The 25,461-nt window shown below is 62.8% G+C and carries 16 protein-coding genes and 1 tRNA gene; 7 read left to right on the top strand and 10 right to left on the bottom strand.

Features of this window, described 5'->3' with window-relative positions; genetic code table 11:
- The 9 genes from ACTQWD_RS07665 to dnaX form a co-directional block, all read right to left on the bottom strand.
- A partial coding sequence (locus ACTQWD_RS07665; protein WP_441559670.1) for a transposase-like zinc-binding domain-containing protein occupies positions 1 to 90 on the bottom strand: 90 nt, incomplete at its 3' end.
- 410 nt (positions 91 to 500) lie between these two features.
- Positions 501 to 1,463, bottom strand: coding sequence for a carbamate kinase (arcC, locus tag ACTQWD_RS07670; protein WP_006235166.1), 963 nt, complete (start codon positions 1,461 to 1,463; stop codon positions 501 to 503).
- Between the two features lie 684 nt (positions 1,464 to 2,147).
- Positions 2,148 to 5,687, bottom strand: coding sequence for a pyruvate:ferredoxin (flavodoxin) oxidoreductase (gene nifJ, locus ACTQWD_RS07675; protein ID WP_441559665.1), 3,540 nt, complete (start codon positions 5,685 to 5,687; stop codon positions 2,148 to 2,150).
- A gap of 477 nt (positions 5,688 to 6,164) precedes the next feature.
- Positions 6,165 to 7,100, bottom strand: coding sequence for an FHA domain-containing protein (locus ACTQWD_RS07680; protein WP_441559666.1), 936 nt, complete (start codon positions 7,098 to 7,100; stop codon positions 6,165 to 6,167).
- Between the two features lie 3 nt (positions 7,101 to 7,103).
- The gene (locus ACTQWD_RS07685; protein WP_441559667.1) at positions 7,104 to 8,945 is read right to left on the bottom strand and encodes a serine/threonine protein kinase; all 1,842 of its coding nucleotides are present in this window, start codon (positions 8,943 to 8,945) and stop codon (positions 7,104 to 7,106) included.
- Positions 8,942 to 9,844: a hypothetical protein gene (locus ACTQWD_RS07690; protein ID WP_441083519.1), complete on the bottom strand. Its 903-nt coding sequence runs from the start codon at positions 9,842 to 9,844 to the stop codon at positions 8,942 to 8,944. Before ACTQWD_RS07690 ends, ACTQWD_RS07685 begins: the two co-directional genes overlap by 4 nt.
- Positions 9,845 to 10,087: 243 nt before the next feature.
- Positions 10,088 to 10,684 (bottom strand): recombination mediator RecR, encoded by a 597-nt coding sequence (gene recR, locus ACTQWD_RS07695; RefSeq protein ID WP_099432550.1) that lies wholly within the window; start codon positions 10,682 to 10,684, stop codon positions 10,088 to 10,090.
- A 13-nt stretch (positions 10,685 to 10,697) separates the two neighbouring features.
- Positions 10,698 to 11,018 (bottom strand): YbaB/EbfC family nucleoid-associated protein, encoded by a 321-nt coding sequence (locus tag ACTQWD_RS07700; protein WP_427719331.1) that lies wholly within the window; start codon positions 11,016 to 11,018, stop codon positions 10,698 to 10,700.
- Positions 11,019 to 11,239: 221 nt separating this feature from the next.
- Positions 11,240 to 13,735: a DNA polymerase III subunit gamma/tau gene (gene dnaX, locus ACTQWD_RS07705; RefSeq protein ID WP_441559668.1), complete on the bottom strand. Its 2,496-nt coding sequence runs from the start codon at positions 13,733 to 13,735 to the stop codon at positions 11,240 to 11,242.
- Between the two features lie 115 nt (positions 13,736 to 13,850).
- Between dnaX and ACTQWD_RS07710 the strand changes: the two genes are divergently transcribed.
- The 7 genes from ACTQWD_RS07710 (at position 13,851) to pknB (ending at position 24,905) form a co-directional block, all read left to right on the top strand.
- The gene (locus tag ACTQWD_RS07710) at positions 13,851 to 14,576 is read left to right on the top strand and encodes a hypothetical protein (RefSeq protein ID WP_427719328.1); all 726 of its coding nucleotides are present in this window, start codon (positions 13,851 to 13,853) and stop codon (positions 14,574 to 14,576) included.
- A 144-nt stretch (positions 14,577 to 14,720) separates the two neighbouring features.
- Positions 14,721 to 16,574, top strand: coding sequence for a serine/threonine-protein kinase (locus ACTQWD_RS07715; RefSeq protein ID WP_441559669.1), 1,854 nt, complete (start codon positions 14,721 to 14,723; stop codon positions 16,572 to 16,574).
- Positions 16,571 to 17,578, top strand: coding sequence for an FhaA domain-containing protein (locus tag ACTQWD_RS07720; RefSeq protein ID WP_427719325.1), 1,008 nt, complete (start codon positions 16,571 to 16,573; stop codon positions 17,576 to 17,578). The genes ACTQWD_RS07715 and ACTQWD_RS07720 overlap by 4 nt, the downstream gene beginning before the upstream one ends.
- Positions 17,579 to 17,584: 6 nt before the next feature.
- Positions 17,585 to 18,001 carry an FHA domain-containing protein gene (locus ACTQWD_RS07725; protein WP_055250779.1) on the top strand — a complete coding sequence of 139 codons (417 nt, stop codon included), beginning with the start codon at positions 17,585 to 17,587 and terminating at the stop codon, positions 17,999 to 18,001.
- The gene (locus ACTQWD_RS07730; protein WP_427727389.1) at positions 17,998 to 19,935 is read left to right on the top strand and encodes a Stp1/IreP family PP2C-type Ser/Thr phosphatase; all 1,938 of its coding nucleotides are present in this window, start codon (positions 17,998 to 18,000) and stop codon (positions 19,933 to 19,935) included. Before ACTQWD_RS07725 ends, ACTQWD_RS07730 begins: the two co-directional genes overlap by 4 nt.
- 16 nt (positions 19,936 to 19,951) lie before the next feature.
- Positions 19,952 to 22,822: an FtsW/RodA/SpoVE family cell cycle protein gene (locus ACTQWD_RS07735; RefSeq protein ID WP_427719320.1), complete on the top strand. Its 2,871-nt coding sequence runs from the start codon at positions 19,952 to 19,954 to the stop codon at positions 22,820 to 22,822.
- 133 nt (positions 22,823 to 22,955) lie between these two features.
- Positions 22,956 to 24,905, top strand: a complete 1,950-nt coding sequence (pknB, locus tag ACTQWD_RS07740; protein WP_427795137.1) for a Stk1 family PASTA domain-containing Ser/Thr kinase — start codon at positions 22,956 to 22,958, stop codon at positions 24,903 to 24,905.
- A gap of 170 nt (positions 24,906 to 25,075) precedes the next feature.
- On the opposite strand, the gene ACTQWD_RS07745 is transcribed toward pknB, so the two are convergent.
- A tRNA-Arg gene (locus ACTQWD_RS07745) sits at positions 25,076 to 25,151 on the bottom strand.
- Between the last annotated feature and the right edge of the window lie 310 nt (positions 25,152 to 25,461).

Here is a 25,461-nt window from a genome sequence, read left to right on the forward strand (position 1 = left end):
GGCCGTGCACCTCCACCGCTGGGACCCCGATGAGGTCCTGCCGTTGCGCTTGGTCCGACCGCCGCAGTAGGGGCAATAAACGGCCTTCATGGGCACCTCTTCCGAAAGGGTGTTTAACGGTTCCGGAAAAGGTTATCTACCTGCGGTAACGATAGGCAACCGGACACACATTCTGTCCGAGCGGTTAAAAGCGGGCACGGAATTTAAACGGCTGAAAAAGGGGCATCGACCTGCGCCGATGCCCCCAACGTGGACACACATTTTGTCCTATAAGCCGTCTTTGCAGACGACCGCTCGCGCTGCCGAAAAGGACTGTCCCAAGATGCCGGCAGAAAAGGAACGTCCCCAAGTGCCGGGTTTCCGCGGTCTTCAGCGCTTCTCATGAACAGTCACCTCAATAGCAAAAGCCCCGCAGTCGGAGCGGACTGCGGGGCTCATGAAGAGAGGCTAGTTTGTGGGCGCTTTGCCTGGCGCCCACAAGAGAGGCAACAGAGTAGAGGCTACTCGTGGATGCGGGTACCGGAGAGGCCGGCCATGGTCTCGGCGGCCTTGTCCAGGGCGCCGATGATGCAGGTGCGGCCCTTGCGGGAACGGGCGAACTTGATGGCAGCGCGGACCTTGGGCTCCATGGAACCCTTACCGAACTGGCCCTCGTCGGCCAGGCGCTCGGCCTCGTCGGCGGTGAGGTCCTCGAGCTCCTCCTGGTTGGGCTTGCCAAAGTTGATGGCGACATGCTCAACGGCGGTCAGCAGGAACAGGACGTCGGCGTCGCAGTCCTCGGCCAGCAGCTCGCCGCCCAGGTCCTTGTCGATGACGGCGGGAACGCCCTTGTAGCAACCCTTGTTCTCGTAGTCGCGGACGACGGGGATGCCGCCGCCACCGCAGGCGATGACGATGAACTCGTTGTCGAGCAGGTTGAGGATGGAGTCGGCCTCGACGATCTTCTTGGGATCGGGGGAGGCGACGACGCGGCGCCAGCCGCGGCCGGAATCCTCGACGAAGACCTTGGAGGGATCCTCGGCCATGAACTCCTTGGCCTGCTCCTCGGTGTAGAAGGGGCCGATCGGCTTGGTCGGGTTCTTGAACGCGGGATCGTCGGGATCGCACTCGATCTGGGTGACGACGGTGGCGGCGTGCCAACGCTTATAGCGCTTGTGCATCTCGCGGCCGATGCCCTGCTGCAGGTGATAACCAATGTAGCCCTGGGACATGGCGCCGCACTCGGGCAGCGGCATCTCGGGGGTGCCGATGGCGTCGTGGGCGGCGGCGAAGGCATTCTGGATCATGCCGACCTGCGGGCCGTTGCCGTGGGTGATGATGATCTCGTTACCCTGCTCGATGAGACCAAGGAGTGCGTGGGCGGTGTTGCTCACGGCCTCGATCTGCTCGACGGGGTTGTTGCCGAGGGCGTTGCCGCCAAGGGCGACGACAATACGATCGGGCTTGCCAAGAGGCTTAGACATTGCTGGAATCCTTTCTGTAAAAGGCCTACATCCCATTAATAACCCACGTCCGTGCAATACGCGAGTTTATTAAGGTTTATATTCTCTTTATCGCTCATTTTATTCATTTTGAAAACAGTTGAACGGTGAACGGTCGTTTTTACCCGTTCAGCGTAAAGTTGCCCAGCTCATGCATATCTAAGCTATTTACGTGCGACTTTATTTTGATATAGCAGGGATTAGACCAGATTATGCAAACTATATCTTTGCTAAACACAAAACAGACAGCGCAATATCTTACTCGCACTATACGAGATTCTATACATTTATAAGACGAGTATGCACCCCAACAAAAACATGGGGCTTTTCATCCAGCATAAGGAATATAGATGAGCTCAAAAAAGCAATCAGCCCCAAAGCACGGGGATAGAAGGCAACAACAGCCAAAACCTCCATCCATCCCCAAAGTGGCGCGAGGTTTTGCGGCAAAGCCGCGAAACAGCGAAGGGGACAAAAGGCCCCCTCAGCCACGTCCTTCATTCAGCCCCACAATCCGAGGACGTAGTCGTAGCAGGATCTGAGGGCTAACCTTCGCGGACATTCCGCAGGACGAAAGAACCCCCGCCGCACGTAGTGCGCAGCGGGGGTTCTTTCATGTCCGAGGACGTCCGCGAAGGTTAGCCCTCAGATCCTGCGGTGGGAGACCTAGGCCTCGTTGTACACCGTCTTGAGCTTCAGCAGGTGAGCGTAGCGGTCCATAGCGGCCTGCTCGTTCTCCTTGAAGAGCTCCTCGGCGCGCTCGGGGAAGGAACGCGTCAGCGAAGCGTAACGGGCCTCGTTCATCAGGAACTCCTGATAGCCGCCCGCGGGCTCCTTGGAATCGAGCGAGAACTTCTTGCCGGCAGCAGCCTCGGGGTTGAAGCGGAAGAGGTTCCAGTAACCGCACTCGACAGCCTTCTTCATCTCGGCCTGGCAGTTCTGCATGCCGCCCTTCTTGATGGAGTGCATCTCGCAGGGGCTGTAGCCGATGATGAGGGACGGGCCGTCATAGGCCTCGGCCTCGTGGATGGCCTTGAGAGTCTGAGCCGGGTTGGCGCCCATGGCAACCTGCGCCACGTAGACGTAACCATAGCTCATAGCGATCTCGGCCAGAGACTTCTTCTTGGTCACCTTGCCGGCAGCGGCGAACTGAGCAACCTGGCCCAGGTTCGAAGCCTTGGAGGCCTGACCGCCGGTGTTGGAGTAGACCTCGGTGTCGAAGACGAAGACGTTGACGTTGTGGCCAGAAGCCAGGACGTGGTCCAGACCACCGAAGCCGATGTCGTAGGCCCAACCGTCGCCACCGAAGATCCAGAAGGACTTCTTGGTGAGGTAAGCCTTGTCGGCGAGGATCGCCTTGGAAGCGTCGCAGCCGCACTTCTCGAGCTCGGCAACGTAGGCGGCAGCAGCAGTCTTGGAGGCCTCGACGTCGTTGACGGAGTCGATCCAAGCCTGACCGGCGGCCTTGAGCTCGTCGGACGGACCGTCAGCGGCGATGAGCTCCTGGGTGGCGGCGATCAGCTTATTCTGGACGGCCTCGTAACCGATGGCCATGCCCAGACCGTGCTCAGCATTGTCCTCGAACAGGGAGTTGTTCCACGCCGGGCCGTGACCGTCCTTGTCCTTGCAGTAAGGAGCGGTGGCAGCGGGGTTGCCCCAAATGGAGGAGCAGCCGGTGGCGTTGGAGATGAACATGCGGTCGCCGGCGACCTGGGTCACCAGACGTGCATAAGCGGTCTCGGCGCAGCCGGCGCAGGAGCCGGAGAACTCCAGGTAGGGCTGCTTAAACTGGCTGCCCTTGACGTTGGCCGCGATGAGCTCCTTCTTCTCGGAGACGTTCTTGACCATGTAGTCCCAAACGGGCTGCTGATCCATCTCCTGCTCGGCGGGAGCCATCTCGAGGGCGCCCTTGGGGCAGACCTTGACGCAGTTGGTGCAGCCCATGCAGTCGAGCGGGGACACGGCCATGGTGAACTTCATGCCCTTGGCCTTGGGACCCATGGCGTCGAGCGTACGGGTAGCCTCGGGCGCGGCGGCAGCCTCGTCCTCGGTCATCGCGAACGGACGGATGGTGGCATGCGGGCACACATAGGCGCACTGGTTGCACTGGATGCACTTGGTCTCGTCCCAGTGAGGAACGACCACGGCGACGCCGCGCTTCTCGTATGCGGAGGCGCCCAGCTCAAACTGACCGTCGGCACAATCGACAAAGGCAGAAACGGGCAGGCTGTCGCCATCCATGCGATCGATGGGCTCGAGCAGGTTCTTGACCTGCTGGGCGATAGCGGACTTGGTCTCCTCGGAAAGCTCGACAGGAGCGGCGTCCTCGGCGGTAGCCCAGTCGGCCGGAACCTCGAACTTACGGAAGGCGGTAGCGCCGGCATCGATGGCCTTGTGGTTGGCGTCGACGATGGCCTGGCCCTTCTTCATGTAAGACTTGGTAGCCGCGTCCTTCATGTACTGCAGGGCGTCCTCGGCGGGCAGGACCTTGGCCAGCGCGAAGAAGGCGGACTGGAGCACCGTGTTGGTGCGCTTGCCCATGCCAACCTTGGCGGCCAGGTCGATAGCGTCGATCAGGTAGACGTTGATGTTGTTGTTCGCGATGTAGCGCTTGGCCACGGCGGGCATGTGCTCGGCGAACTCCTCGTCGCTCCACTGGCAGTTGACCAGGAAGGTGCCGCCAGGCTTGACGTCGCGGACCATCTTGAAGCCCTTGACGATGTAGCTGGGGTTGTGGCAAGCGACAAAGTCGGCCTTGGTCACGTAGTACGGCGAGCGGATCGGGGAATCGCCAAAGCGCAGGTGCGAGACGGTAACGCCGCCGGTCTTCTTGGAGTCGTACTGGAAGTAGGCCTGAACGTACTTGTCGGTGTGGTCGCCGATGATCTTGATCGAGTTCTTGTTGGCGCCGACGGTACCGTCGCCACCCAGACCCCAGAACTTGCACTCGATGGTGCCGGGAGCTGCGGTGTTGGGCGCATCCTCGGCCTCGGGCAGGCTCAGGTTGGTCACGTCATCGACAATGCCGATGGTGAACTCGCGCTTGGGCTCGTCCTTCTTGAGCTCCTCGAAGACGGCAAACGCGGACGCGGGAGGCGTGTCCTTGCTGCCCAGGCCGTAACGGCCGCCGACGACCTTGATACCCGTCTTGCCGGCCTCGTAGAGAGCGGAGACGACGTCCTGGTAGAGCGGCTCGCCGATGGAACCCGGCTCCTTGGTGCGGTCCATTACGGCGATCTTCTGGACGGTCTCGGGGAGAACGTCCACGAAGTGCTTGATGGAGAACGGACGGAACAGGCGAACCTTGACCAGGCCGACCTTCTCACCGTGAGCGTTGAGGTAGTCGATGACTTCCTCGAGCACGTCGCAGAAGGAGCCCATGCACACGACGACGCGATCGGCATCGGGAGCGCCGTAGTAGTTGAACAGGCCGTAATCGGTGCCGAGCTTCTCGTTGATCTTCTTCATGTAGCCCTCGACGACGGCAGGGAGCTCGTCGTAGACCTTGTTGCAGGCCTCGCGGTTCTGGAAGAAGATGTCGCCGTTCTCATGGCTGCCGCGGGTGTGCGGGTGCTCAGGGTTGAGCGCGTGGTCGCGGAAAGCCTGGACGGCGTCCATGTCGCACATCTCGGCAAGATCCTTGTAGTCCCACATGGCGACCTTCTGGATCTCGTGGCTGGTGCGGAAGCCGTCGAAGAAGTTGAGGAACGGGGTCTTACCCTCGATGGCGGCAAGGTGAGCCACCGGCGAGAGGTCCATGACCTCCTGGACGTTGCCCTCGGCGAGCATGGCGAAACCGGTCTGGCGGCAGGCCATGACGTCGGAGTGATCGCCAAAGATGTTCAGGGCGTGGGAAGCGACGCAACGCGCGGAGACGTGGAAGACGCCCGGGAGCTGCTCGCCCGCGATCTTGTACATGTTCGGGATCATCAGGAGCAGGCCCTGAGAAGCCGTGTAGGTGGTGGTCAGAGCACCGGCGCCCAGCGAACCGTGAACGGTACCGGCTGCACCCGCCTCGGACTCCATCTCGACGACCTTGACCGGGGTGCCAAAGATGTTCTTGCGACCCTGGGCCGCCCACTGGTCGACATGGTCGGCCATCGGGCTGGACGGCGTAATGGGATAAATTCCCGCTACCTCGGTGTACGCATACGAAACATATGCGGCCGCCTCGTTGCCGTCCATAGACTTAAACTTACGCGCCATATACCCCTCTCCTCTCATATAGGTATACAGGCCCCGGCGATTACCGGGATGTTGGCGTGATGGGATTTTCGCTGTTGCTTCCAGTCATCTGACAGGCGGACTCAGCAGCAGGTACATGGCGTGGAGAGAAGGCATGCCGAGGCGAGGAGGGCTGCACGCGCTCCACAGGCCCAGCTACCCGTCTTGCACATGATCGAGCGCCGCAAAGGCCGCATGCCGGATGCTCCCGGGCACGCCCCGGTGATGGGAAGCGCCCGCAACGGAAATCCGCATGCGGGTTTATTGTACCCCGCCGTCAAGTGTAATTTCGACAAATATAGGCGGGCGGTAAAGGTTTACTCCGAGCGACCATCAAGGGCAAAAATAATCCTTCCGTCACCGAGGGACCAAATGGCAGCTGCGGTGAAATAGGGACTGTTTTTGCCGGCCGTAGCCTTAAACAGTCCCTATTTCACCGCAACTTATTTAGGAGATGAGTCAGAGGGCGCCGAGGAGGATGGCGTAGGTCGTGGATTCTCCGAGCCTGAGCTCGTCACCGGGGTTGAGCTGAGCGGAGCGGCCGGGCTCGACCTGGGTGCAGACGTTCGTCGCGCCGTTTACCACCACAGTTCCGTTGGTGGACGACAGGTCCTCGACGTACCAGACATTTTGGCCATCGCACCACACGTGGGCATGGCGAGCCGAAACGTCATCGCCCACATCGGTGATATCGCCCTCCCCCGTCGCCAGCGCGCCGATCTCGACGCCCTCCTCACTCGGCTGAATCCAGCGCGGGGCGCTCACCACGTAGCCGTTTTGCACGCGCAGCAGTCCCAACGGGTGCGCAGGCGCCTCGTGCTCGCCCGTGACCGTCGAGGTGCTCAGCGAGCGCGGCGTCGACGTGGCGCCGCCACAGGTCGCATGAGCGTAGTCGAGGGCATAGGTCACCGACGAGCGGACATCTGCCGAGCAGCCCACGGCGACAAACAGCACCAGGATGGCCTCGGCGCGCTCGGCGGGCATGAGCTCAGCCGCCTGCGACAGGCGCTCGAGCGCATTGCGATAGAGATTCGTGTCCTGATGGCATTCCTCGAGTGCCCGCACCATGGGCTCGCCAGCGGGGCCGCACACCATGTTGGTCACGGCCGCGGCGTCCATGGGATTGCGGCGGCGCAGGGCCAGCTGCGACAGAATGCGCGCGGCCGAGGTGCCGTAATCGGCAAAATAACGTTCCTGCAGCGTGCCGACCGGCGCGCGCACGATAAAGCGCGAAACCCAAGAGCGATCGGCAGCACGGCTCTGCGGACTACGGCCGTCGACGAGCGGGCGGCTCGAGAGCACCAGGCCGCACAGTTCGATATGGCTCAGGTGCGCTGCGCGCTTAAAGATGTCAAACATTGCCCCGCACGGGGTGAGCTCAGCTTGAGAAGCCATGGCTTAGCCCTCCTTGGTCGCAGAGATAGTGTCGGATACTTCGGCCGGCCCGCCAAAGGCGCGAGCAGCCGCGGCTCCGCCGGCAAGCGGCGTCGCCATGGAAATTTTCGCACGTCGCGCTGACACGACGGGAAGCTCAAAGGCAAACCCCATCGCCAGCAAAAACCACGTGAGCGCATAGGTTGCAATTAAGGCGGCAACGAAGCCGCTCGCTACGGCGCGTTGGGAAAACACGGTGCATGCAACCGCGATCAGCACCGGAACCTCGCAGGCAGAAAGCGCCAGTACGCCTTGCAGGAACCCCGTGCGACGATCTTGTGCCATGGCGCCGGCAGCGATGCCCACCATGCCCGGCGGTGCCAACGCCAGTGCGGCGATAATGGCCGGCAGCTTCCCGGACCACATAAGCGGTCCTACGACGAGCGTCACATGGGCGCCCGACGCCAACAGCGCAGCTGATACCACGACCACAGCCCAAAGCACGCCGCATACCGCCGTCGCACCAACCATCGCCGCACGCCGGGCCGTGTGCCCCGATACCTCCATCGGGCACGGCATGAGCGGCTCGGCCCGAAGCGAGCGGGCGACATTTTGCGCATAGTGGTCGCAAAATGCCGAGAGCGCCGCCTCCACCGCAGCCGGCTCGGGACGATCTTCCTGATGGCAGGACAGGCAGGCCATGACCACGTCGAACAACTGGGCATCGACAAACGCCAGCGCATCGCGCAGATCCTCGGAATTTGGATCGAGTCCCAACTGCTGAGCCTGTTCGGCCGCGGCAAGTGCCACATCGGGCTCGCGTCGCAGCAGTTGCGTCAAGTCGCAGCCGGGCGCGTGGGCGCCAACGGGATAATCGGGCAGCGTATCCATCTTGAGGCGATAAGGGCTGGCGATATCGCACGTCTTTTTGCGCGAGCCCGAAGTACCCGACGCACCCGGCGCTACTTCGTACGGCGCGACACCGGCGATGAGCTCGTAGACCGTACTCGCCGCTGCATACACATCGATTGCCGGCGACATGCGAAGCATGCGCAGGTCGGGGATATCGTCGGTGAGCATCTCGGGCGGGGCGTAGGCCACCGTCGCGCGGCGCAACGTGGCATAGCGCTCGGTAAACGACGCCTTGCCGCCGGTGCCGGCCACCGCAGAGGCGGGCTCGAGCGCCAGCGAAGAGCCAAAGTCGATCAAGCACAGGTCGAAGGTGCCTTCGGCAAGCTGTCGGTCGAGCGGCAGGCGCGCCGTGCGCACCATAATATTAGCGGGCGAGATATCGCGATGGACGAACCCCTCGCCTACCAAGCTCATGCGGCAGAGCAGATCGAACAGGTCGCGACCCAGGCGCGCCGCCACGAGCGGCGACAGACGCCCGGCCTCGTCCACGGCAAGGCGCGAGCGCAGGCGAGCGAGCGTCTCGCCCTCGACCCACTCCATGACAATCGCGGGCACGCCGTCAACCTCGCCCCATCCATACAGGCGGGGAAAGCCTCTAAGGCCCGAAAGGGCGCGATGGCATTCATATTCCTCGCGAAACGCCGCCTTGAACTTGGTGACCAGCGCCTCGTGGGCGACATCGTCATCAAATTCGTCGCGCGTTGGCAAGATGAGCTGCTTGAGTGCCACGGCCTCGCCCTGCGCGTTGACGGCACGCGTCACACGGCCGATACCGCCGCGGCGCATGGTGGCGTCATCGGCAAACAGCATCGTAAAACGGCGCAGGTAGGCGGGAAGCTCGTCCGGGCCCAGCGCAATGGAGGGCTCAAACCCTCCAACGCGCGCCAGGCGCAGGCCCACCATAGGGTCACGGCTGAGCGACTGGGTTGCCACAGAAGCAAGGCTATTCGTCATAGGGCGATCGCCGCCACTTTGGTATTGAAGTTGTTGAGCGCGACGTCGTCATCGCCATAATGCCCCACCCATTGGCACAGATTGGTGTAGCAACCCCATAGGTTGGCGTATTGCTGATACCACTTTGACTTGGGAGAAAACGTTTGCCGGCCAAACTCGGCACGGATGACAAACATATCGTTGGTCAGGCTATCGCACGGTCCGGTATCGCCCGTAGCGTTATAGGTCGAAACCACGCTGTTGGCGCGGGCGACATAGCCATCGAGCATGTTGTATTTGGTCACGAGCCAGCTGTGAATACTCTCCTCCTCGGCAGCCGAGAGACCACCCGAGCCCGTGTCGCCGCCGGCACCGCCGTCCGTCGAGCCATCACTCGAAGATCCACCGCCAGAGGCGGAGCCCGAACCGGAACCGCCGCCCGACGAATCGGAGCTGGAGCCAGACGAACCCGAACCGCCGGGCTGGCCTGCCTGTTGGGCGTCCTGCCCCTTCTGCTGCTCGGCCTTATTGACGACAGAAGCCACACTGTTGTTGGAAAGCTTCGTAATGACCTTGGTGTTGGTGAGCACGATGGTCTTGCCGTTTGCCAGCGTAACCTCGTTGTCCGATGTTTCTGGACTGTCCGCATCGTCGCCACCGAACACAACATGCGAGACCACGCTCGCCCACGCATATCCGGTTGTCGTTCCCAAGTCGCTTTTGGCCTTGCGCCCAATATGCAGCTCGCGCTCAGCATGCGCCTGTACCATGGACGGCACCGTCATGCCATAAGCCGAAACACCGGCTATGACCAGCACGAGCGAGCAAGACAGCAGCACGTACGCCCGAGGCGCCAGGCCCAGCCGGCGTCGAATGCGCACCGCGGCGCCATGCTTTGTCTGAGTGCTAGCGGGCCGCATGCGTTCTCCTCCAACAAAAACACGCCGCTTAAAAGCGGCGCATTCTTTCATATCCACATTTGAGTGTATCAGCGAACCCAAAAGGTTGTGCAACGAATGGGCAAATACGAGGTGCGAGTGGACCCATCCACGCGATAAGCGGATGAAAAGCGGGTTTGTTGTACAACAAATGCATGAACGCGTGCCCAATTATGAGCGCCCCGTGCGGCAGGCCGACGGGACATGCCGCGGAGCTGACGCCGCCTAGATCGCACGACGGGCCTCGATAGCACGGCCGAGCGTAAGCTCGTCAGCATACTCCAGGTCGCCTCCCACGGGCAGGCCGCTCGCCAGACGCGACACCTCGACGCCCAGAGGCTTGATGGTGCGGGCAAGGTAGCTCGCCGTGGTCTCGCCCTCAATGTTGGGGTTGGTGGCGATAATGACCTCGTGGATGTCCTCGTGGCCCAAGCGCGCCAGCAACTCGCGGATGTGCAGCTGCTCGGGGCCGATCTTGTCCATGGGGCTGATCACGCCGCCCAGCACGTGGTAGAGGCCGTGGTAGCTGCCCGTGCGCTCAATCGCCTGGACATCGCGCGGCTCACCCACCACGCAAATGCGGGTGGTGTCGCGCATCGAGTCTTGGCAGATGGAGCACTCGTCAGCGGTGGCGTAATTAAAGCAGCGGCTGCAAAAATGCACTTCCTGCTTAACCTCTAGAATGGCCTCGGCCAGGCGGCGCGCCTCCTCGGCGTCGGCCTCGAGCAGGTAGTAGGCGATGCGTTGGGCCGATTTGGGGCCAATGCCCGGCAGACGGCCCAGCTCATCGAGCAGTTTTTGCAGACTATGGTTGGCACTCATATATGTGCGCGTCTTAGAACGGCATGCCCGGGATGTTGAGGCCGCCGGCGATGGCGCCCATCTGCTTGTTGGCGAGCTCGTTGACGCCGCGGACGGCCTCGTTGACGGCAGCCATAATCATGTCCTGCAGCATATCGACGTCCTCGGGATCGAGCGCATCGGGGTCGATGGTGAGGTTGACGAGCTCCATCTCGCCGTTAACGGTCACCTTGACCATGCCGCCGCCGGCAGAAGCGTCGACGGTCTGGGACTTGAGGTTCTCCTGCGCGGCGGCAAGCTGCTCCTGCATCTTGCGGGCCTGCTTCATCATCTGCTGCATGTTCATACCGGCCATGATGGCTCCTTTACGTGTGGTCGCGCGACAAGCTGCAAGGGCAGCCGGGCACGGCGGGACTTTCAAACTCAAAAATCGTACCACGGCGCGGGGCAAACGAGCGGGGCGGTCGCGCTAACTCAGTCGATGTACATGTCCTCTAGCGTGACGCGCCGCCCAAGACTATGCAAGGTCGAATTATGCAAGGTCTCACAACTCGGCGTATATACCCGCCCGCATAGTTACTCCACCGGCTTGAAGATGGTGGACTGGCCAAAGACACTACGTATGAGGGCTTTGGCCTCGTCCTCGGTCTGCGGGATGCCCGGGGCTGCGCCCTGGTGACCGAAGGGGCTGCCGGCGCCGGGATTGGACTCCCAAGGGGCAGCGAGGGCGTCGTCACTTGCAGGAGCGGACGTCGCAGCCGCGGGAGCTGCGGCCGAAGCGGCAGGGCTGGGCGCAGGCGCCGCGGCAGGCATGTCGAACGGAGGAAGATCTTCCCCGTTCGCATCGCCGGCGAAGCCGCCGACCATGGCGTCGTCGTAGGGTACCTGCTCGGATTCCCATGGCGCAGCCTGTACAGACGGCTGAATCTTGGGAGCAGACGCGCACTCGGACACTCGGGGCGCGGGCTCGGTCGGGAGCTTGCCCGTGGCAGGAGCACCGGCAGGGTTGTCGGAGCGCAGCCAAGGGGCCTTGGCCAGGTCGGATGACTTGGGTGCAGGCGCGGCAGCGGGCTTGGACGCGGGAATCGGAGCAGCCGGTTTGGGCACGGCGGGTTCAGTCACCGACGGGGTCGGTGCCGCTACCGGTGCTGCTTGCTGCTGCGGCGCGCTGGCGCTCGAGGATACAGGGGCCGCCGAGGACACGGGTTGCGGGTCCGCAGATGCCACAGCCCGTGCAGATGGAGAAAGCTCCTCATGTTGAGGAGCCGGCCTGACACCCCCATCCAGGACATAGTCGACGGTGCGACGACCGAAGACCGCACTGACTGTCGGCAAAAACACCGCCTGTGTATCAGCACGCCCGAGCATCTTGATAGCAAATGCCGTAGGGAACGAGACCGTGAGCTTAGAACCATCGTCTGCCGTAGCGCGAGCGTTCAACAGGAGAGCCGCATAAGAAGGTTGTTGGGCCTTGACGCGCTCGACGACCTCGACCCATTTGCGCTGGAGCTCGCCGGCATCCTCGACCGCAGGGGTCTCGGCGGCGCCGGCGGCAGCAACCTGAGCGGCAGTGTTGGGCTGGGGCTTAGGCGCCGGCGCAGCGGCAGGTACGGGAGCCGAAGCGGCGGTGGGCTGGGGCATCGGAGCCGGGGCAGGCTGAGGCGCAGGCGCAGCGGGCTTGGGGGCCGGAGCGGGCTGGGCCGCCGGAGCGGCGGCGCCGCGATCCCAAGGCATGCCGCCCTGGCGCGCAGACGCAGCGGCGGGAGCGGCAGATGCCGTCGGAGCGGCAGCTCGGGCACCCGAAATCAGCGTCGGTTGTTGTGTCGCCACAGGTGCAGCCGCGACAGCCGCAGGCGCAGCACCAGCAGCAGCCACGCTCGCCGGCACCGCGGCGTTGGCGACCATGGCCTCCAAGCGTGCCACGCGCTCGGCCAGGGCCTCAATGGTCAGATCGGCCTCGGGACGTGCCAGGCGCGTGCAGGCGATCTCGAGCACCAGGCGCACGTCGCTCGCACCCCTCATCTCCAACGCGGCATCGTCGAGCACTGTCAGCACGCGGGCCAGACGGTCGGCCGGATGCCCGCCAAAGGCAGCGGCCTCGGCAGCAAGCGCCTCGGCCTGCTCGGCCCCGCCCTCAAACAGCTCGGCACGGGTACCGGCAACGCAGGCCACATACACGTCGCGCACGTGCGCCACCAGGTCGCGCGTCAGCTCAAGCAGGTCATTGCCCTCCTCGACCTGTGCGCGAATGAGCCCATAGAGTTCAGCAATATCACGCTCGGCGATGGCACGGGCAAACTCGCCCAGGATCTGGTCCGAAACCTCGCCCAAAAGCGAGCGGGCATCGTCCGCATGCACGGCGCCGTTGCCAAAAACGCTCAGCTGCTCCAGCGTGGAAAGCGCGTCGCGCATGCCGCCCTTGGCATGGCGCGCCACGATGGCCAGCGCCTCGTCGTCGTAATCGAAGCCCTCCTGCTCGCACACGTAGGACAGGCGATGCTCGATATCCTCGTTGCCGATGCGGTGGAAATCGAAGCGCTGGCAGCGCGAGAGGATGGTCTCCAGAATCTTTTGCGGATCGGTGGTGCACAACACAAAGATCACGTGCGCCGGCGGCTCCTCGAGCGTCTTGAGCAGCGCGTTAAACGCCGCCGTCGTGAGCATATGGACCTCGTCGATGATATAGATCTTGTACTTGCCACGCACCGGGGCAAAGTTAACGGAGTTGATGATCTCCTCGCGCACATTGTCCACGCCCGTACGGCTTGCGGCATCGAGCTCGTAGACATCGGGGTGGTTGCCCTCGGCGATGAGCTCGCACTCTTCGCAAGTGCCGTCGGGCATGCAGCCGCTTGCGCCCTCGGCGCGCGCCGCCTCGGCATTGCGGCATAGCAGCGCCTTGGCCAGAATGCGCGCCATGGTGGTCTTGCCCGTGCCGCGCGGTCCGCAGAACAGGTACGCGTGGGACAGGCGTCCCTCGGTGATGGCGTGCTCGAGCGTCGAGACGATATGCTGCTGGCCCACCACGGAGTCGAAGGTGAGCGGGCGATACTTTCGGTACAACGATTCCATGGGTGCTCCCCCGGGTATACTGAGTTTTGTTGCCGCGACGGCCATGCGGTCGCACGGCATACTGCACTCATAATAACCCGTACGGCGAGCCCGCCGCGATAGGAGTCCAAAGAGCATGGCAGACGCAGAGAGCAACCTCGTTCCCTCCGAAGCAGCCGACCAGGTCGAGGTCGCGCTCGAGAAACAGGCAGCAGCCGACGACGGCATCCTGTACCTCAACGAGTATCAGTACGAAAACGACCTCGTCACCGACTTCGCCCGCTTGGTCGCCTCGCCCAGGCGTCGCGGCTCGCTGTATGTCGCCGCGGCAATTGCCGCGCTGCTCGGCATCGGCATGTTGGTGGCCGGCGGCAACTGGATCAAGTTTGGCGTCGTCCTGATCGTGTTCGGCGCCTTTTTGGCCTGGTGGAGCAAAAACCTGCACCACACGCTCGCCCGCGACTTTATCGACGCCGTCGAGGCCGACAAGTCCATGGGTGGCCGCTATCGCCGCGTCGCCGCCAACGAGGACGGCTTGATGGTTTGGGGCAAGAGCGGCAAGTCGCAGTTCTTCCCGTTTGAGAAGCTCGACCACGTACTCGACGGCGAGCGCATCTTTGTTGCCATGTTCGCAGACCAGGGCGTGACGATCCCCAAGGACACCTTTGTTCGCGGCGACGCCGAGCAGTTTGGCTCCTTCCTTAAGGCGCGCATCAACAAAAAGCTCCGCATCGAGACCAAGAAGAAGAAAATGAAGGCCGAGAAGGCTGCAGCCGAGGCCAAGCAGGGAGACAAGGCAGACAAGCCCCAGGACAACAAGGGCAAGCAGTGCAAGCAGAAGAAGGGCAAGAAGAAGCGCTAAGGCCAAGTCAGACAGGCAGCCTCGCATCCCGCTATCCTCCCCATGCACCAGAGCGTGCTACACTAGCAGCATCTATGCCACCGCGAATGGCTCGGCCCCGCGCCCGCCGCTCGCAAACGAACTTTAAACGCACGAGGGTTGGCCATGCCGCTTTTCTCGCAACATACCGCCCGGTTCTCGCCGGACGTCCCTTTGGAGGGCACCAGCTCTCGCGAGCTGCTCAAGCGGTACCAGCCGCTCGAGACGCTTGCGACCGGTGGTTTTGGCTCCATCGAGATTTGCCGCGACACGCACCTGCGTCGTCGCGTGGCCATTAAGCGCATCCCTCTTATCAACGGCTCCGGCATGCCCGCCAGCGACATCATGGATGTACTGCGCGAGGCACATACCGCCGCCATGCTTCAACATCCCAATATCGTGCAGGTTATCGACTTTACGCATGACACCGCCTATGCCTACCTGGTCATGGAGTATGTCGACGGCATGTCGCTGGCCGAGTTTTTGCATCGCGTGGACGGCCACTCGCTCACCTTTGACGAGGCAGCGACCATTGCCGACGCATTGGGTCAGGCGCTCACCTTTGCCCATGCAAACGGCGTGCTTCATCTGGACATAAAGCCCGCCAATGTGCTCATTGACCACTCGGGCAATGTAAAGCTCACCGACTTTGGCATGGCGCGGCTGTCATCTGCCGGCGGCTTTGGCGGATCGCGCGGCGGCACCATCGGCTACATGCCGCCCGAACAGCTCGATATCGAGACCGGCACGGTCGACGAGCGCGCCGATGTCTTTGCCCTTGCCTGCGTGATCTACGAGAGCCTGTGCGGCAGCGCCCCCTTTATGGCGGCAACGCCTGCCGACTCGCTCGACCGCATCATCGGCGGCGCCACCTACCCCAGCGAGCTGATCCCGCACTTTCCCCCGGGAGCCGAGGCAGCGCTCATGAGCGCCCTCTCCCCTATGCCGCAAGACCGCCCCGATAGCATCGAGGCATTCTGCGACCAACTCCTTGCCGGCTTGGGGAGCGTGCGCGAAGGCCGTCGCAGCTTGGAGCAGATGGTAAGCGAGCTTTCGGACGACGAGCACGCGGCAGACGATATGGAGTCGCTGCCTTACGAGGATAACGCCATCGAAGTTGACCCCGCGCTCGGTTGGGCGGGCACGCGCTGGAGCTGCGCGCGCGATTACACCATGCGCGGTATCTCGGCGCTAACGTGTGCAACCTTCAGCTTTTTGCTTATGCAGACAGCGGGCGTCGCGGCGCTTCCCGGGCTGGTCGCCGCGGCCATCGCTATTGGCGCGGCGGCAGGCTTGGCACCGCAGATCGGCTCGGCTATCTCGGCCGTGGGCTTTTTGGTGCTCATGGCCAACGCCACCATGCAGGCGCAGGGCATCCTGTCGATGCTGCCGGTCGCGGTCATTTTTGCCGCCGCCATGTCCGGATGGTGGATTGCCTGGGGACGCACCGAAGCGGCCGCGAGCGCGGCACTCACCTGCGCGCTTGCGCTAGGTTGTCTAACCGGCGACGCCATCCTTGCCGCCGGGGCCGCCGCGGGCTTCGCGGCGTTTTGGCTCGGCCCGGCAAGCGCCGCTGCCGCCACGGGTATAGGCGCGCTTTTTGCCCGCCTGGCCGCAGCTGCCCTCCCTACGGGAGGCGTGCTGGGGCTTGGCAATGTCGCCGCAGCGCTGGGCGACACGTTCCTCTGGGCCGCCTTCGCACTGATTGCAGCAGCAGCCGCGGCAACGTCGCTGCTGCTCAATGCCCATGCCAAGCGCGCCGAGCAGGGGTCAAACCTCGCCGCCATCGTCGCAATTGCCGTCGCCGGTATCGGCTCGGCCGTATCGTTTTGTCTTGCACACCATATGGAAATTGCCAGCCTTGCGGGCACGGTCGTCGCCAAGGCGGCGGTTGCGGGAATCCTATCCTCTATAATCGTTGGGATATGCCTGTATTTGCTCGGATACCAAAGAACCTATACGGAGAGTGATCTTTCGTGAATTTCCTGAACATCTTCGAGGACCACGTGGCCGGCATCTTCGGTGCCACCCGTGCCCCGTTCTCCTTTAAGAAGCTTGCCAAGCAGGCTGCTCGCGACATGGAGGATCAAACTCTGGTGATCAACGGCGTCAACACCGCGCCGGCGCTCTATACCATCCTGATCGCCACCGATGACGATCCCATGCTTGCCCCGTTCTATCCCGAGCTTTCGCGCGAGGTGCGCGAGTTTGTGAAGGCGCAGGCCGAAAAACGCCGCTACGTCTTTGTCGGCGAGCCCCTTGTTCGCTTTATGATCGACCCTCAGCTGCGCGCCGGCAAGTTCTCGGTCTTTGCCGAGAACGTCGACGCTCCCACGCTCGGCCGTCTGTACGAGGAAGAGCGCGCCTATCAAAATGGCCTGGGACAGAACAGCTCGGCCACAAGCCGTGCCGCAAGCGCCCCCCGCGCCGGTCAGCAGCAGTTTGCATCGCCGCAGCAACACCCGGCCGCCATGCCCCAGCAGCAGCCGACACCCCGCGCTGCCACTCCCGACCCGCTCGCTGTGGCCGACCCCTTTGCACCCAATGTCCCCGATCCCGCAGCCCCCATCCCTGTGCCGCAAACCGTCTCGCGCGACGCACTTGCCGGTATGGGCGGAGCGGCTGCCACTGGCGCCGCCGTGGGCCTTGGCGCTGCGACCAGCATCGCCTCCAACATGGCAAGCCCCCGCGCCCCGCAGCGTCCGCTCGCCCAACTCGTCGACGTCGTGAGCGGCGAGAGCCACAACATCACCTCCGCGCAGGTGACCATCGGTCGTGAGCGCTCGGTATCCGACATCGCCCTGCGCGACCCCAACGTGTCGCGCCGTCATGCCCAGCTCACCTTTACCGGCTCTGACTGGTCGATCGAGGACCTCAACTCCACCAACGGCACGCTCGTCAACAACCGCCGCATCACGCGCTGCCCGCTGCGCAACGGCGATCTGCTAACGTTTGGCCTGAGCACCTTTGAATTTAGGGGTTAATCGCTTATGAACATCGATATCGTCCTTTTTGCAGGCCGCATCGTACTGGTCGTCCTGCTTTATATCTTCTTGTTCGCCGTCATGAAGACCGGCGTGGGGCTCGTGCGCGGCCAGCGCCGCGACTCTGCCATCTGGACGATCGATGTGGACAAGGGCCCGCGCGGCATCCGCGGTATTCACGTGGATATGCTTGGCCCCGTCATCGTCGGTCGTTCGCCGTCATCTGACATCTGCATCAACGAGCCGTTTGTCTCTGCCTCGCATGCGCGTTTTTCGCTGCAGGGCCCGGCACTTATTATCGAGGACCTCAACTCTCTCAACGGCACCCTTGTTAACGGCCGCCAGCTGGTGGAGCCCGCAACGCTGCGCGAGGGCGACGAAGTCCAGATTGGCGACGTGGTCATGAAGGTGAACCGTCGATGATCGACGAGGAGAACAAGTCCGCAACCATGTCCGAGGCACTGGCTGCCCCCGCGGCCGTGCCGGCTCATGCCGCCCCGGCGGGCCCTGCGCCCGTGGAGCCCGAGGACACCGTGTTCTCCCTGCCTCTTTCGCATGTAACGCAAGACCATCCGATGCCCACCGATGGCCAGGATGAAGATAATTCCACCGATGCCCCCATCGGCGCGCACGCCGTTGCCGATCAACCTTCGGCACCGGAAACTACACCTGCGCCGGCCCACTTTGCCGAGTCTGTCGCCGCGGCAATCGATGAGAGCGCCGCGGTGTTTTTGGCCCCCGAGCCCACGGCACCGGTGTTTCCCGTAGTTCCAGCACCCACCGCAGCGCCCGAGCCCGCATCTACACCGGCACCCGCGGCGGCATCCTCCCCCGCGGCCGCATCGGCGCCCGAGGCCGTGCAGCCTACGGCCGAAGAGATGCCCGTCGCAGCGACGGAGGACGCCTCTCAGCCCCACAGCACGCCCGCGCCCGCGCACTTCGCGGCACCCGAGCCCGCAGCCGTCGCCCCGCAAGACGAAGAGCCTGCCGACCACACAACCGAAGTGCCCGCCACGTCTAAAGTCGACGACCCGAGCAACGAGGCCAACGCCGTCTCGCCCGGCGACACGGCCGAGATTGATGTCGCCGCCGTGGAGGCCAAGCTCAAGGACCCTGGTTCGACCATGAGTTTTGAGCCGCTGGCCGACGAGCGCATCGAGACCGATTCGACCTACGATGCCGGCACCACCACGCAACTCATGTGGGGCGCCCGCTCCGATGTTGGCTGCGTGCGTCCGCACAACGAGGACTCCTACCTGGTACAGTCGCCGCTCTTTTGCGTGTGCGACGGCATGGGTGGTCACGCCGCCGGCGAGGTGGCCTCATCCATCGCGGTCGAGACCATCGCCAAGACGGCGCCACAGGCTGCCGACGCCGCGCGCCTAGCCGCAGCCGTCGAAGCTGCCAACGCCGCCGTCATCGAGGCCGCACTCAACGGCCTGGGCAAGCCCGGTATGGGCTGCACGGCGACCTGCGCCTATATCGAAAACGACATGCTCGCCATCGCCCACGTGGGCGACTCGCGCGCCTATCTGCTCCACGAGGGCACGCTCATCCGCGTGACCCGCGACCACTCCTATGTGGAGGAGCTCGTGGACGCTGGCGAAATTACGGCCGACGAGGCGCGCGTCCATCCCAACCGCTCGGTTATCACACGTGCGCTGGGTTCGGACCCCGCCATGTATGCCGACCACTTTACCCTGCACATCGAAGAGGGCGACCGCCTGATCCTGTGCTCGGACGGCCTTTCGAGCATGATTCCCGATAGCGAAATCGAAAACATCGCCACGCAATCGTCTACGGCGCAGATTTGCGTCGACAACCTGGTAGACGCCGCGCTCGCTGCCGGCGGCCACGACAACGTGACGGTAGTCGTTGTGGACCTGGTCGACGACGGCGTCATGCGCGAGGCGAAGCGTGTTCGCCGCCGCAACGTCACCATTGCCGCCATCCTGGGCATCGCTTTTGTGCTGGCGGCAGCCATCTGGGCCTACGCGGGCGTCACCGGCTCGTATTACCTGGGCACCTACAAGGACACCGTCGCGGTCTACCGGGGCATTCCCGGCAAGCCGCTCGGCCTTAAGCTGCACTGGCTCGAGAGCACGACCGCCATCAAGCTATCCGACCTACCCGAAGACACGCAGAATCGTCTGAAAGCAGGCATTCCGCAAACGAGTGTCGACGACGCGCAGGACACTATCTCCAAGTACCGTCATCAAATCGATGAGGAACAGACCCGCCAGGTGATCGACGCGCAAACGATTCGCGACAACACCGACCAGGAATCGACTTCCAAATCGAATTCCGAAAAAACCGCCGAACAGTCCGCCGAGGCCGAAGCCTCCGATAAGAATTAGAAAGGGAGTGCCGCTTATGAGTCGCCGCAACACCGAAATGCTCTTGCTCATCGCCTCGGCGTTCCCCGTCATCCTGCTGTATGCGATGTACGTGCTCACCGCAGGCGCTTCCATCTCGTTTGAAACGCTCGCCGTGCCGATCGGTCTTTTTGCCGCCTTCGCCGCGGCGCATATCGCCGTGCGCATCCTGGCGCCCGGTGCCGATCCGGCCATCCTGCCCATCGTCTTTGTGCTTTCGGGCATCGGCATCACGTTCGTAACGCGTCTGGCACCCGCCCTCGCCATCTCGCAGCTCGTCATTCTGTTTGTCTCGGTGGCACTGATGGTGGGCACGCTCGCGATGATCAAGAATCTCGATGTGGTCATGCGCTACAAGTACACCTTTGGCATCATCGGCATCATCTTGCTGATGCTGCCCATCTTTATCGGCACCACCATTTCGGGCTCCAAGCTGTGGATTCGCATCGCCGGCTTCACCATCCAGCCCGGCGAGTTCGCCAAGATTTTTATCGTATTGTTCTTGGCCGGATACCTAGCCGAAAACCGCGAGCTACTCTCCATCTCCAATCGCAAGATCTTGGGCCTCAAGGTCCCGCGCCTGCGCCTGCTGCTACCGCTGTTCGCTGTGTGGGGTGTATGCCTTCTGGTCGTTGTCTTCGAGCGCGACTTGGGCTCCGCTGTGCTGTTCTACACCATCTTCTTGCTGATGCTCTACGTCGCCACGGGACGTTTCTCGTATGTCGTCATCGGCCTTGCGCTTTTGGCAGTGGGTGCCGTGGGCGCCTACAAGTTCCTGTCGCATGTCCAGGTACGTTTCCAGATCTGGGCCGACCCCTTTAAGGATGCCCAGGGCCAGGGCTACCAGATTGTGCAATCCCTTTTCTCGTTGGCTGACGGCGGTCTTATCGGCGTTGGCATCGGTAATGGCATGGCCAATAACATCCCCGTCGTCGAGTCCGACTTCATTTTCTCGGCCATCGGCGAGGAAATGGGCCTTTTGGGCGGCGGCGCCGTACTCGTCCTGTTTATGCTCTTTGCCGTGCGAGGCCTGACCACGGCCGCCCGCGCTAAGTCCGACCTTGCCGCATTTAGCGCCACGGGCCTCACGGCCGCCATTAGCTTCCAGGCCTTCTTGATTGTTGGCGGCGTTACCCGCCTGATTCCGCTGACCGGCGTCACCCTGCCCTTTATGAGCCAGGGCGGCTCCTCGCTGCTGGCGAGCTTTATCATTGTCGCGCTTTTGCTGCGCGCCGGCGATGAGGCCACCGGTCGCGAAGCCGAGCTCACCGGTACCGGCACCATGGCCGCCATCACTGACGACCAGGTCGCTTCTGCCGCGGCGCATGCCGGCACGCGCTTCGCTTCTTCGTCTTCCTACGGCCGTGGCAGCCACTCCACCGGCTCGCGCATGCGTCGTCGCCTGCTCGATACGCCCGAATCTGGCGTGCTCGGCCGCGTGGCGCTCGCCAACCGCCTAACCCGCGCGGTGTTTGCCTTTACGGCCCTGTTCGCCATCCTCATCGGCAACCTCACCTATGTCCAGGTCATCAAGGCCAAGGATTACCAGGATATGCCGACCAACAATCACACCATCGCCCGTTCCAAGTACATCCAGCGCGGCTCCATCATCACGTCCGACGGCGTGACGCTGGCCGAATCGCTGCAACAGGAGGACGGCACCTACGTACGCTCCTACCCTAACGGCAACCTGGCCGCCCATGTGGTTGGCTATGTGAGCCAGCAGTACGGTACCGCCGGCATCGAGAGCGTGATGAACGACACGCTCACCGGTTCCAAGGATTACTCCAGCTGGAACAACGCCATCGCGTCGCTCGCGGGCCAAAACCAGCCGGGCAACACCGCCAAACTTACCATCGACTCCCGCATCCAGACGGCCGCCGAACAGGCTCTCAAGGGCTTTAAGGGCGCCGTTGTGGTCATGGACCCGCGCACTGGCGCGGTGCTCGCATGCGCCAGCTCGCCCACCTACGACAACACCAACATCGACGCCCTGCTGCAATCGGGCGGCGGTGAGGATGGTTCTATGTACGACCGCGCCATGGACGCCCTCTATACTCCGGGCTCCACGTTTAAGGTCGTCACGCTTTCGGCGGCACTCGAGACCGGCACCGCAAGCCTTTCGAGTACTTATCAGGCGCCCGGTTCCATGGATATCGGCAATGCACCGGTCACCAACTCCGCCAATGAGAGCTACGGCACGATTAGCCTGCAGCAGGCCTTTGCCGTGTCGTCCAACGTCGTCTTTGGTCAGGTGGCAAACGAGGTCGGCGCCAGCTCGCTCGTACAGTTCGCCAACGCCTTTGGCTATGGCCAAAAGCTCGGTCAGGACCTAACCGCCGCGGCGTCCATCATGGCCGACCCCTCGCTCATGACCGAGTGGGAAACTGCCTGGGCCGGCGCCGGCCAGCCCGTCGGCATGGACCACACGCCGGGCCCGCAGACCACCGTCATGCAGAACGCCGTTATCGCGGCGGCCATCGCCAACAGCGGCGTCGTCATGGACCCGTTCTTCGTTGCCCAGGTGCTCGCCCCAGACGGAACCGTGGTCAAGACCACGCAGTCCCGCTCACTGGGCCAGGCCGTCAGCGCCACCACGGCCGAACAGGTCAAACAGGCCATGCTCGACGTCGTTCAATCCGGCACCGGCACCGATGCCCAGATTCCGGGCGTCAAGGTTGCCGGCAAGACCGGCTCTGCCGAGACCGTCGGCACCAAGGTCAACTCGATGTTCGTCGGTTTTGCGCCTTACGATTCACCCACGGTCGCCATCTCGGTAGCCTTGGAGGATTACGACAAGCACGACGTCGAGGCGGCAAAGATCGCCGGCATCGTCCTGACCGCGGCACTTGCCGCCCAGGGAGCGTGATGCCCGTGATCGATGCGCAAGCATGGGGCGTGCCGCGGCCGATAACGCTAGCGGCAATGCGCCACACGGCCCCAGCGGCCTCAAATTTGGTACTACACACATCGTTGAGCGAATAGTCATGTTAGGAGCAGGAATGGAACAGAGGGTCCTCGGGGGAAGATACCTCCTCAAGGATAAGGTAGGAACGGGCGGCATGGCGACCGTCTACCGTGCACAGGACCAGGTCCTCGACCGCACGGTAGCTATCAAAATCATGCTGCCGCAATATGCCGGCGACGCCACCTTTGCCGCACGCTTTAAGCAGGAGGCCCAGGCAGCCGCCGGCCTCTCCTCCCCCTATATCGTCGGCGTCTACGATTGGGGCAAGGACGGCGACACCTATTACATCGTCATGGAATACCTGCGCGGCACCGACCTTAAGAGCGGCATCAAGAGCCACGGCGCCCTTGACCCCAAAAAGGTCGCTCAGATCGGCTCGCAGATCAGCTCCGCGCTTTCGGTCGCCCACAAGCACGAGATCATCCACCGCGATATTAAGCCGCAGAACATCATGGTGCTGCCCGACGGCAACATCAAGGTCATGGACTTTGGCATCGCGCGCGCCAAGAACAGCCACCTTACGCAGGACAACAACGTTTTGGGCACCGCCCACTACGTAAGCCCCGAGCAGACCCGCGGGCAGGATCTAGGCCCCACCTCGGACATTTACTCGCTGGGCGTCGTGATGTACGAGTGCGCCACCGGCCGCGTGCCTTTCGACGGCGACGATGCCATCTCGGTCGCACTCAAGCAGGTCAACGAGCTGCCCGTGCCGCCGAGCCAGATCAACTCCGGTGTCGATGCCGATCTTGAGCGCATTATCCTCAAGTGCATGGAAAAAGATCCGGCTAACCGTTTCCAGACGGCCGACGAGCTGCGTCAGGTGCTCAACAGCTACCTGTCTGGTCGCGCCGTCAACGTGCCGGAGCCTACGCGCGTTATCGGCGCCGTTGGCGACCTGGGTGCCACCAAGACCCGAGAGCTATCCGACCAGACGCGCGCCATGGTACGCCCCGTCTCGGGCGTAAGCGGACAAAATAACGCTCGCAGCTCCGTCTCGGGTTCAACCGGCTCTTACGCCACCGAGCAGCCCAAATCCAACAAGAACAAGATCATCGCCGCCGTAGTTGCTGCGGTAGCCGTAATCGGCGTCATCGTGGCCTTTGCCACCGGACTCTTTGGCGGCGAGCAGGTCCCGGTTCCCGATGTGTTGGGTAAGGACCAGGAGACCGCCGTCGAACTGATTAAGGATGCCGGCCTTGACGTCGGAACCATTGACCAGAGCTACAACGACGACGTCGACGAGGGAAAGGTTGTCGAGCAGACTCCTAACGGTCACACCAAGAAGCCCAAGGGCACCAAGGTGAATCTGGTAATCTCCAAGGGTCCCAAGCCCTCCGAGAAGGTTGATGTCCCGCAGCTCGTTGGTCTGACCAAGGACCAGGCAGAGGCGGCACTGGCAAGCGTCGGCCTTAAGGGCAATGCCACCGAGGAAGCCAACGAGGCCGAAAAGGGCGAAGTCTTTGAACAGGGCACCGATGCGGGCAAGGAAGTCGAGAAGGGCACGACCATTTCGTACAAAGTCTCGAGTGGACCCGACACCACCTCCGTTCCCGATCTGACCGACATGACCGAGGCTCAGGCACGCAACGCCCTCGATATGGCCGGCTTCGGCGTCGATGTGACCTACCAGGAGAACGATTCCGTCACCGAGGGCACCGTCATTAGCTGGAACCCCAGCGGTAAGCAAAAGCCCGGCGCCACGATTACCGTCGTCATCGCCAAGAAGTCCGGCAAGGCAAACGTTCCGGGCAACCTGTACGGCAAGAGTATCTCCTCCGCCGTCACCGCGCTCAACAACGCCGGATTCTACAACATCGCATTCTGCGATCAGAACGGCAACCCCGTGAGTGGTAACGAAAACGCCACCGTGACGGGCGTCTCCCCCACTGGCAAGCAGTCCACCGACAGCACGATCACGCTGACGGTTTCGATTTCTGGCTCTGGCACCGATTCAGGCGACGATTCCGGCACGACCAACTAGTCATCGAGACATTGCCCACAGCGGCTGATGCCGCAAACATATTCGCTCACAGGCGCCCGCTTGCTCCCCCAGCAAGCGGGCGCTTTCTTTATCCGAAGCAGCGAAAACTACGGTATGCCTTTAAACCAGAAGAGCCCGGTACCGCAGCGGTACCGGGCTCGATATTGCTCTGGTGCCCCCGGGCGGATTCGAACCGTCGACACCCGCTTTAGGAGAGCGGTGCTCTATCCCCTGAGCTACGGAGGCATGTTGTACTAGTGTAGCAGATTTGCGCCACTGCCATGCAGCGCATAGCCACTCTTCGAAGTTACGGTGGAACAGCCTTCCGGAAAGCGTGTCCCACTATCCAGACGAATTCTGGGACGGGCTTTCCGGATGGGGCCTCTCTAGGAAACTACGACCCGAAATTTGAGCTCGAAACGGGATATGGTTTCCCAAATGAGCCTGGGGACTGCGGACGATTTCTTGGACCGTTACGCGGCCCTTCCCAGCGCGGCGCGGAACTCGGCCGGCGTGCGGCCGCCGAGCGCATCGCTGCGCCTCTCCGTATTGTATC

The sequence above is a fragment of the Collinsella sp. LCP19S3_B6 genome (assembly GCF_052121815.1).
Taxonomy (GTDB): Bacteria; Actinomycetota; Coriobacteriia; order Coriobacteriales; family Coriobacteriaceae; genus Collinsella.

Coding starts and splice junctions, on each gene's coding strand:
- ACTQWD_RS07680 (WP_441559666.1), bottom strand. CDS start 7,100: ATGGCTTCTCAAGCTGAGCTCACCCCGTGCGGGGCAATGTTTGACATC.
- dnaX (WP_441559668.1), bottom strand. CDS start 13,735: ATGGAATCGTTGTACCGAAAGTATCGCCCGCTCACCTTCGACTCCGTG.
- ACTQWD_RS07735 (WP_427719320.1), top strand. CDS start 19,952: ATGAGTCGCCGCAACACCGAAATGCTCTTGCTCATCGCCTCGGCGTTC.
- ACTQWD_RS07700 (WP_427719331.1), bottom strand. CDS start 11,018: ATGGCCGGTATGAACATGCAGCAGATGATGAAGCAGGCCCGCAAGATG.
- nifJ (WP_441559665.1), bottom strand. CDS start 5,687: ATGGCGCGTAAGTTTAAGTCTATGGACGGCAACGAGGCGGCCGCATAT.
- pknB (WP_427795137.1), top strand. CDS start 22,956: ATGGAACAGAGGGTCCTCGGGGGAAGATACCTCCTCAAGGATAAGGTA.
- ACTQWD_RS07730 (WP_427727389.1), top strand. CDS start 17,998: ATGATCGACGAGGAGAACAAGTCCGCAACCATGTCCGAGGCACTGGCT.
- ACTQWD_RS07710 (WP_427719328.1), top strand. CDS start 13,851: ATGGCAGACGCAGAGAGCAACCTCGTTCCCTCCGAAGCAGCCGACCAG.
- ACTQWD_RS07725 (WP_055250779.1), top strand. CDS start 17,585: ATGAACATCGATATCGTCCTTTTTGCAGGCCGCATCGTACTGGTCGTC.
- arcC (WP_006235166.1), bottom strand. CDS start 1,463: ATGTCTAAGCCTCTTGGCAAGCCCGATCGTATTGTCGTCGCCCTTGGC.
- ACTQWD_RS07685 (WP_441559667.1), bottom strand. CDS start 8,945: ATGACGAATAGCCTTGCTTCTGTGGCAACCCAGTCGCTCAGCCGTGAC.
- ACTQWD_RS07715 (WP_441559669.1), top strand. CDS start 14,721: ATGCCGCTTTTCTCGCAACATACCGCCCGGTTCTCGCCGGACGTCCCT.
- ACTQWD_RS07690 (WP_441083519.1), bottom strand. CDS start 9,844: ATGCGGCCCGCTAGCACTCAGACAAAGCATGGCGCCGCGGTGCGCATT.
- recR (WP_099432550.1), bottom strand. CDS start 10,684: ATGAGTGCCAACCATAGTCTGCAAAAACTGCTCGATGAGCTGGGCCGT.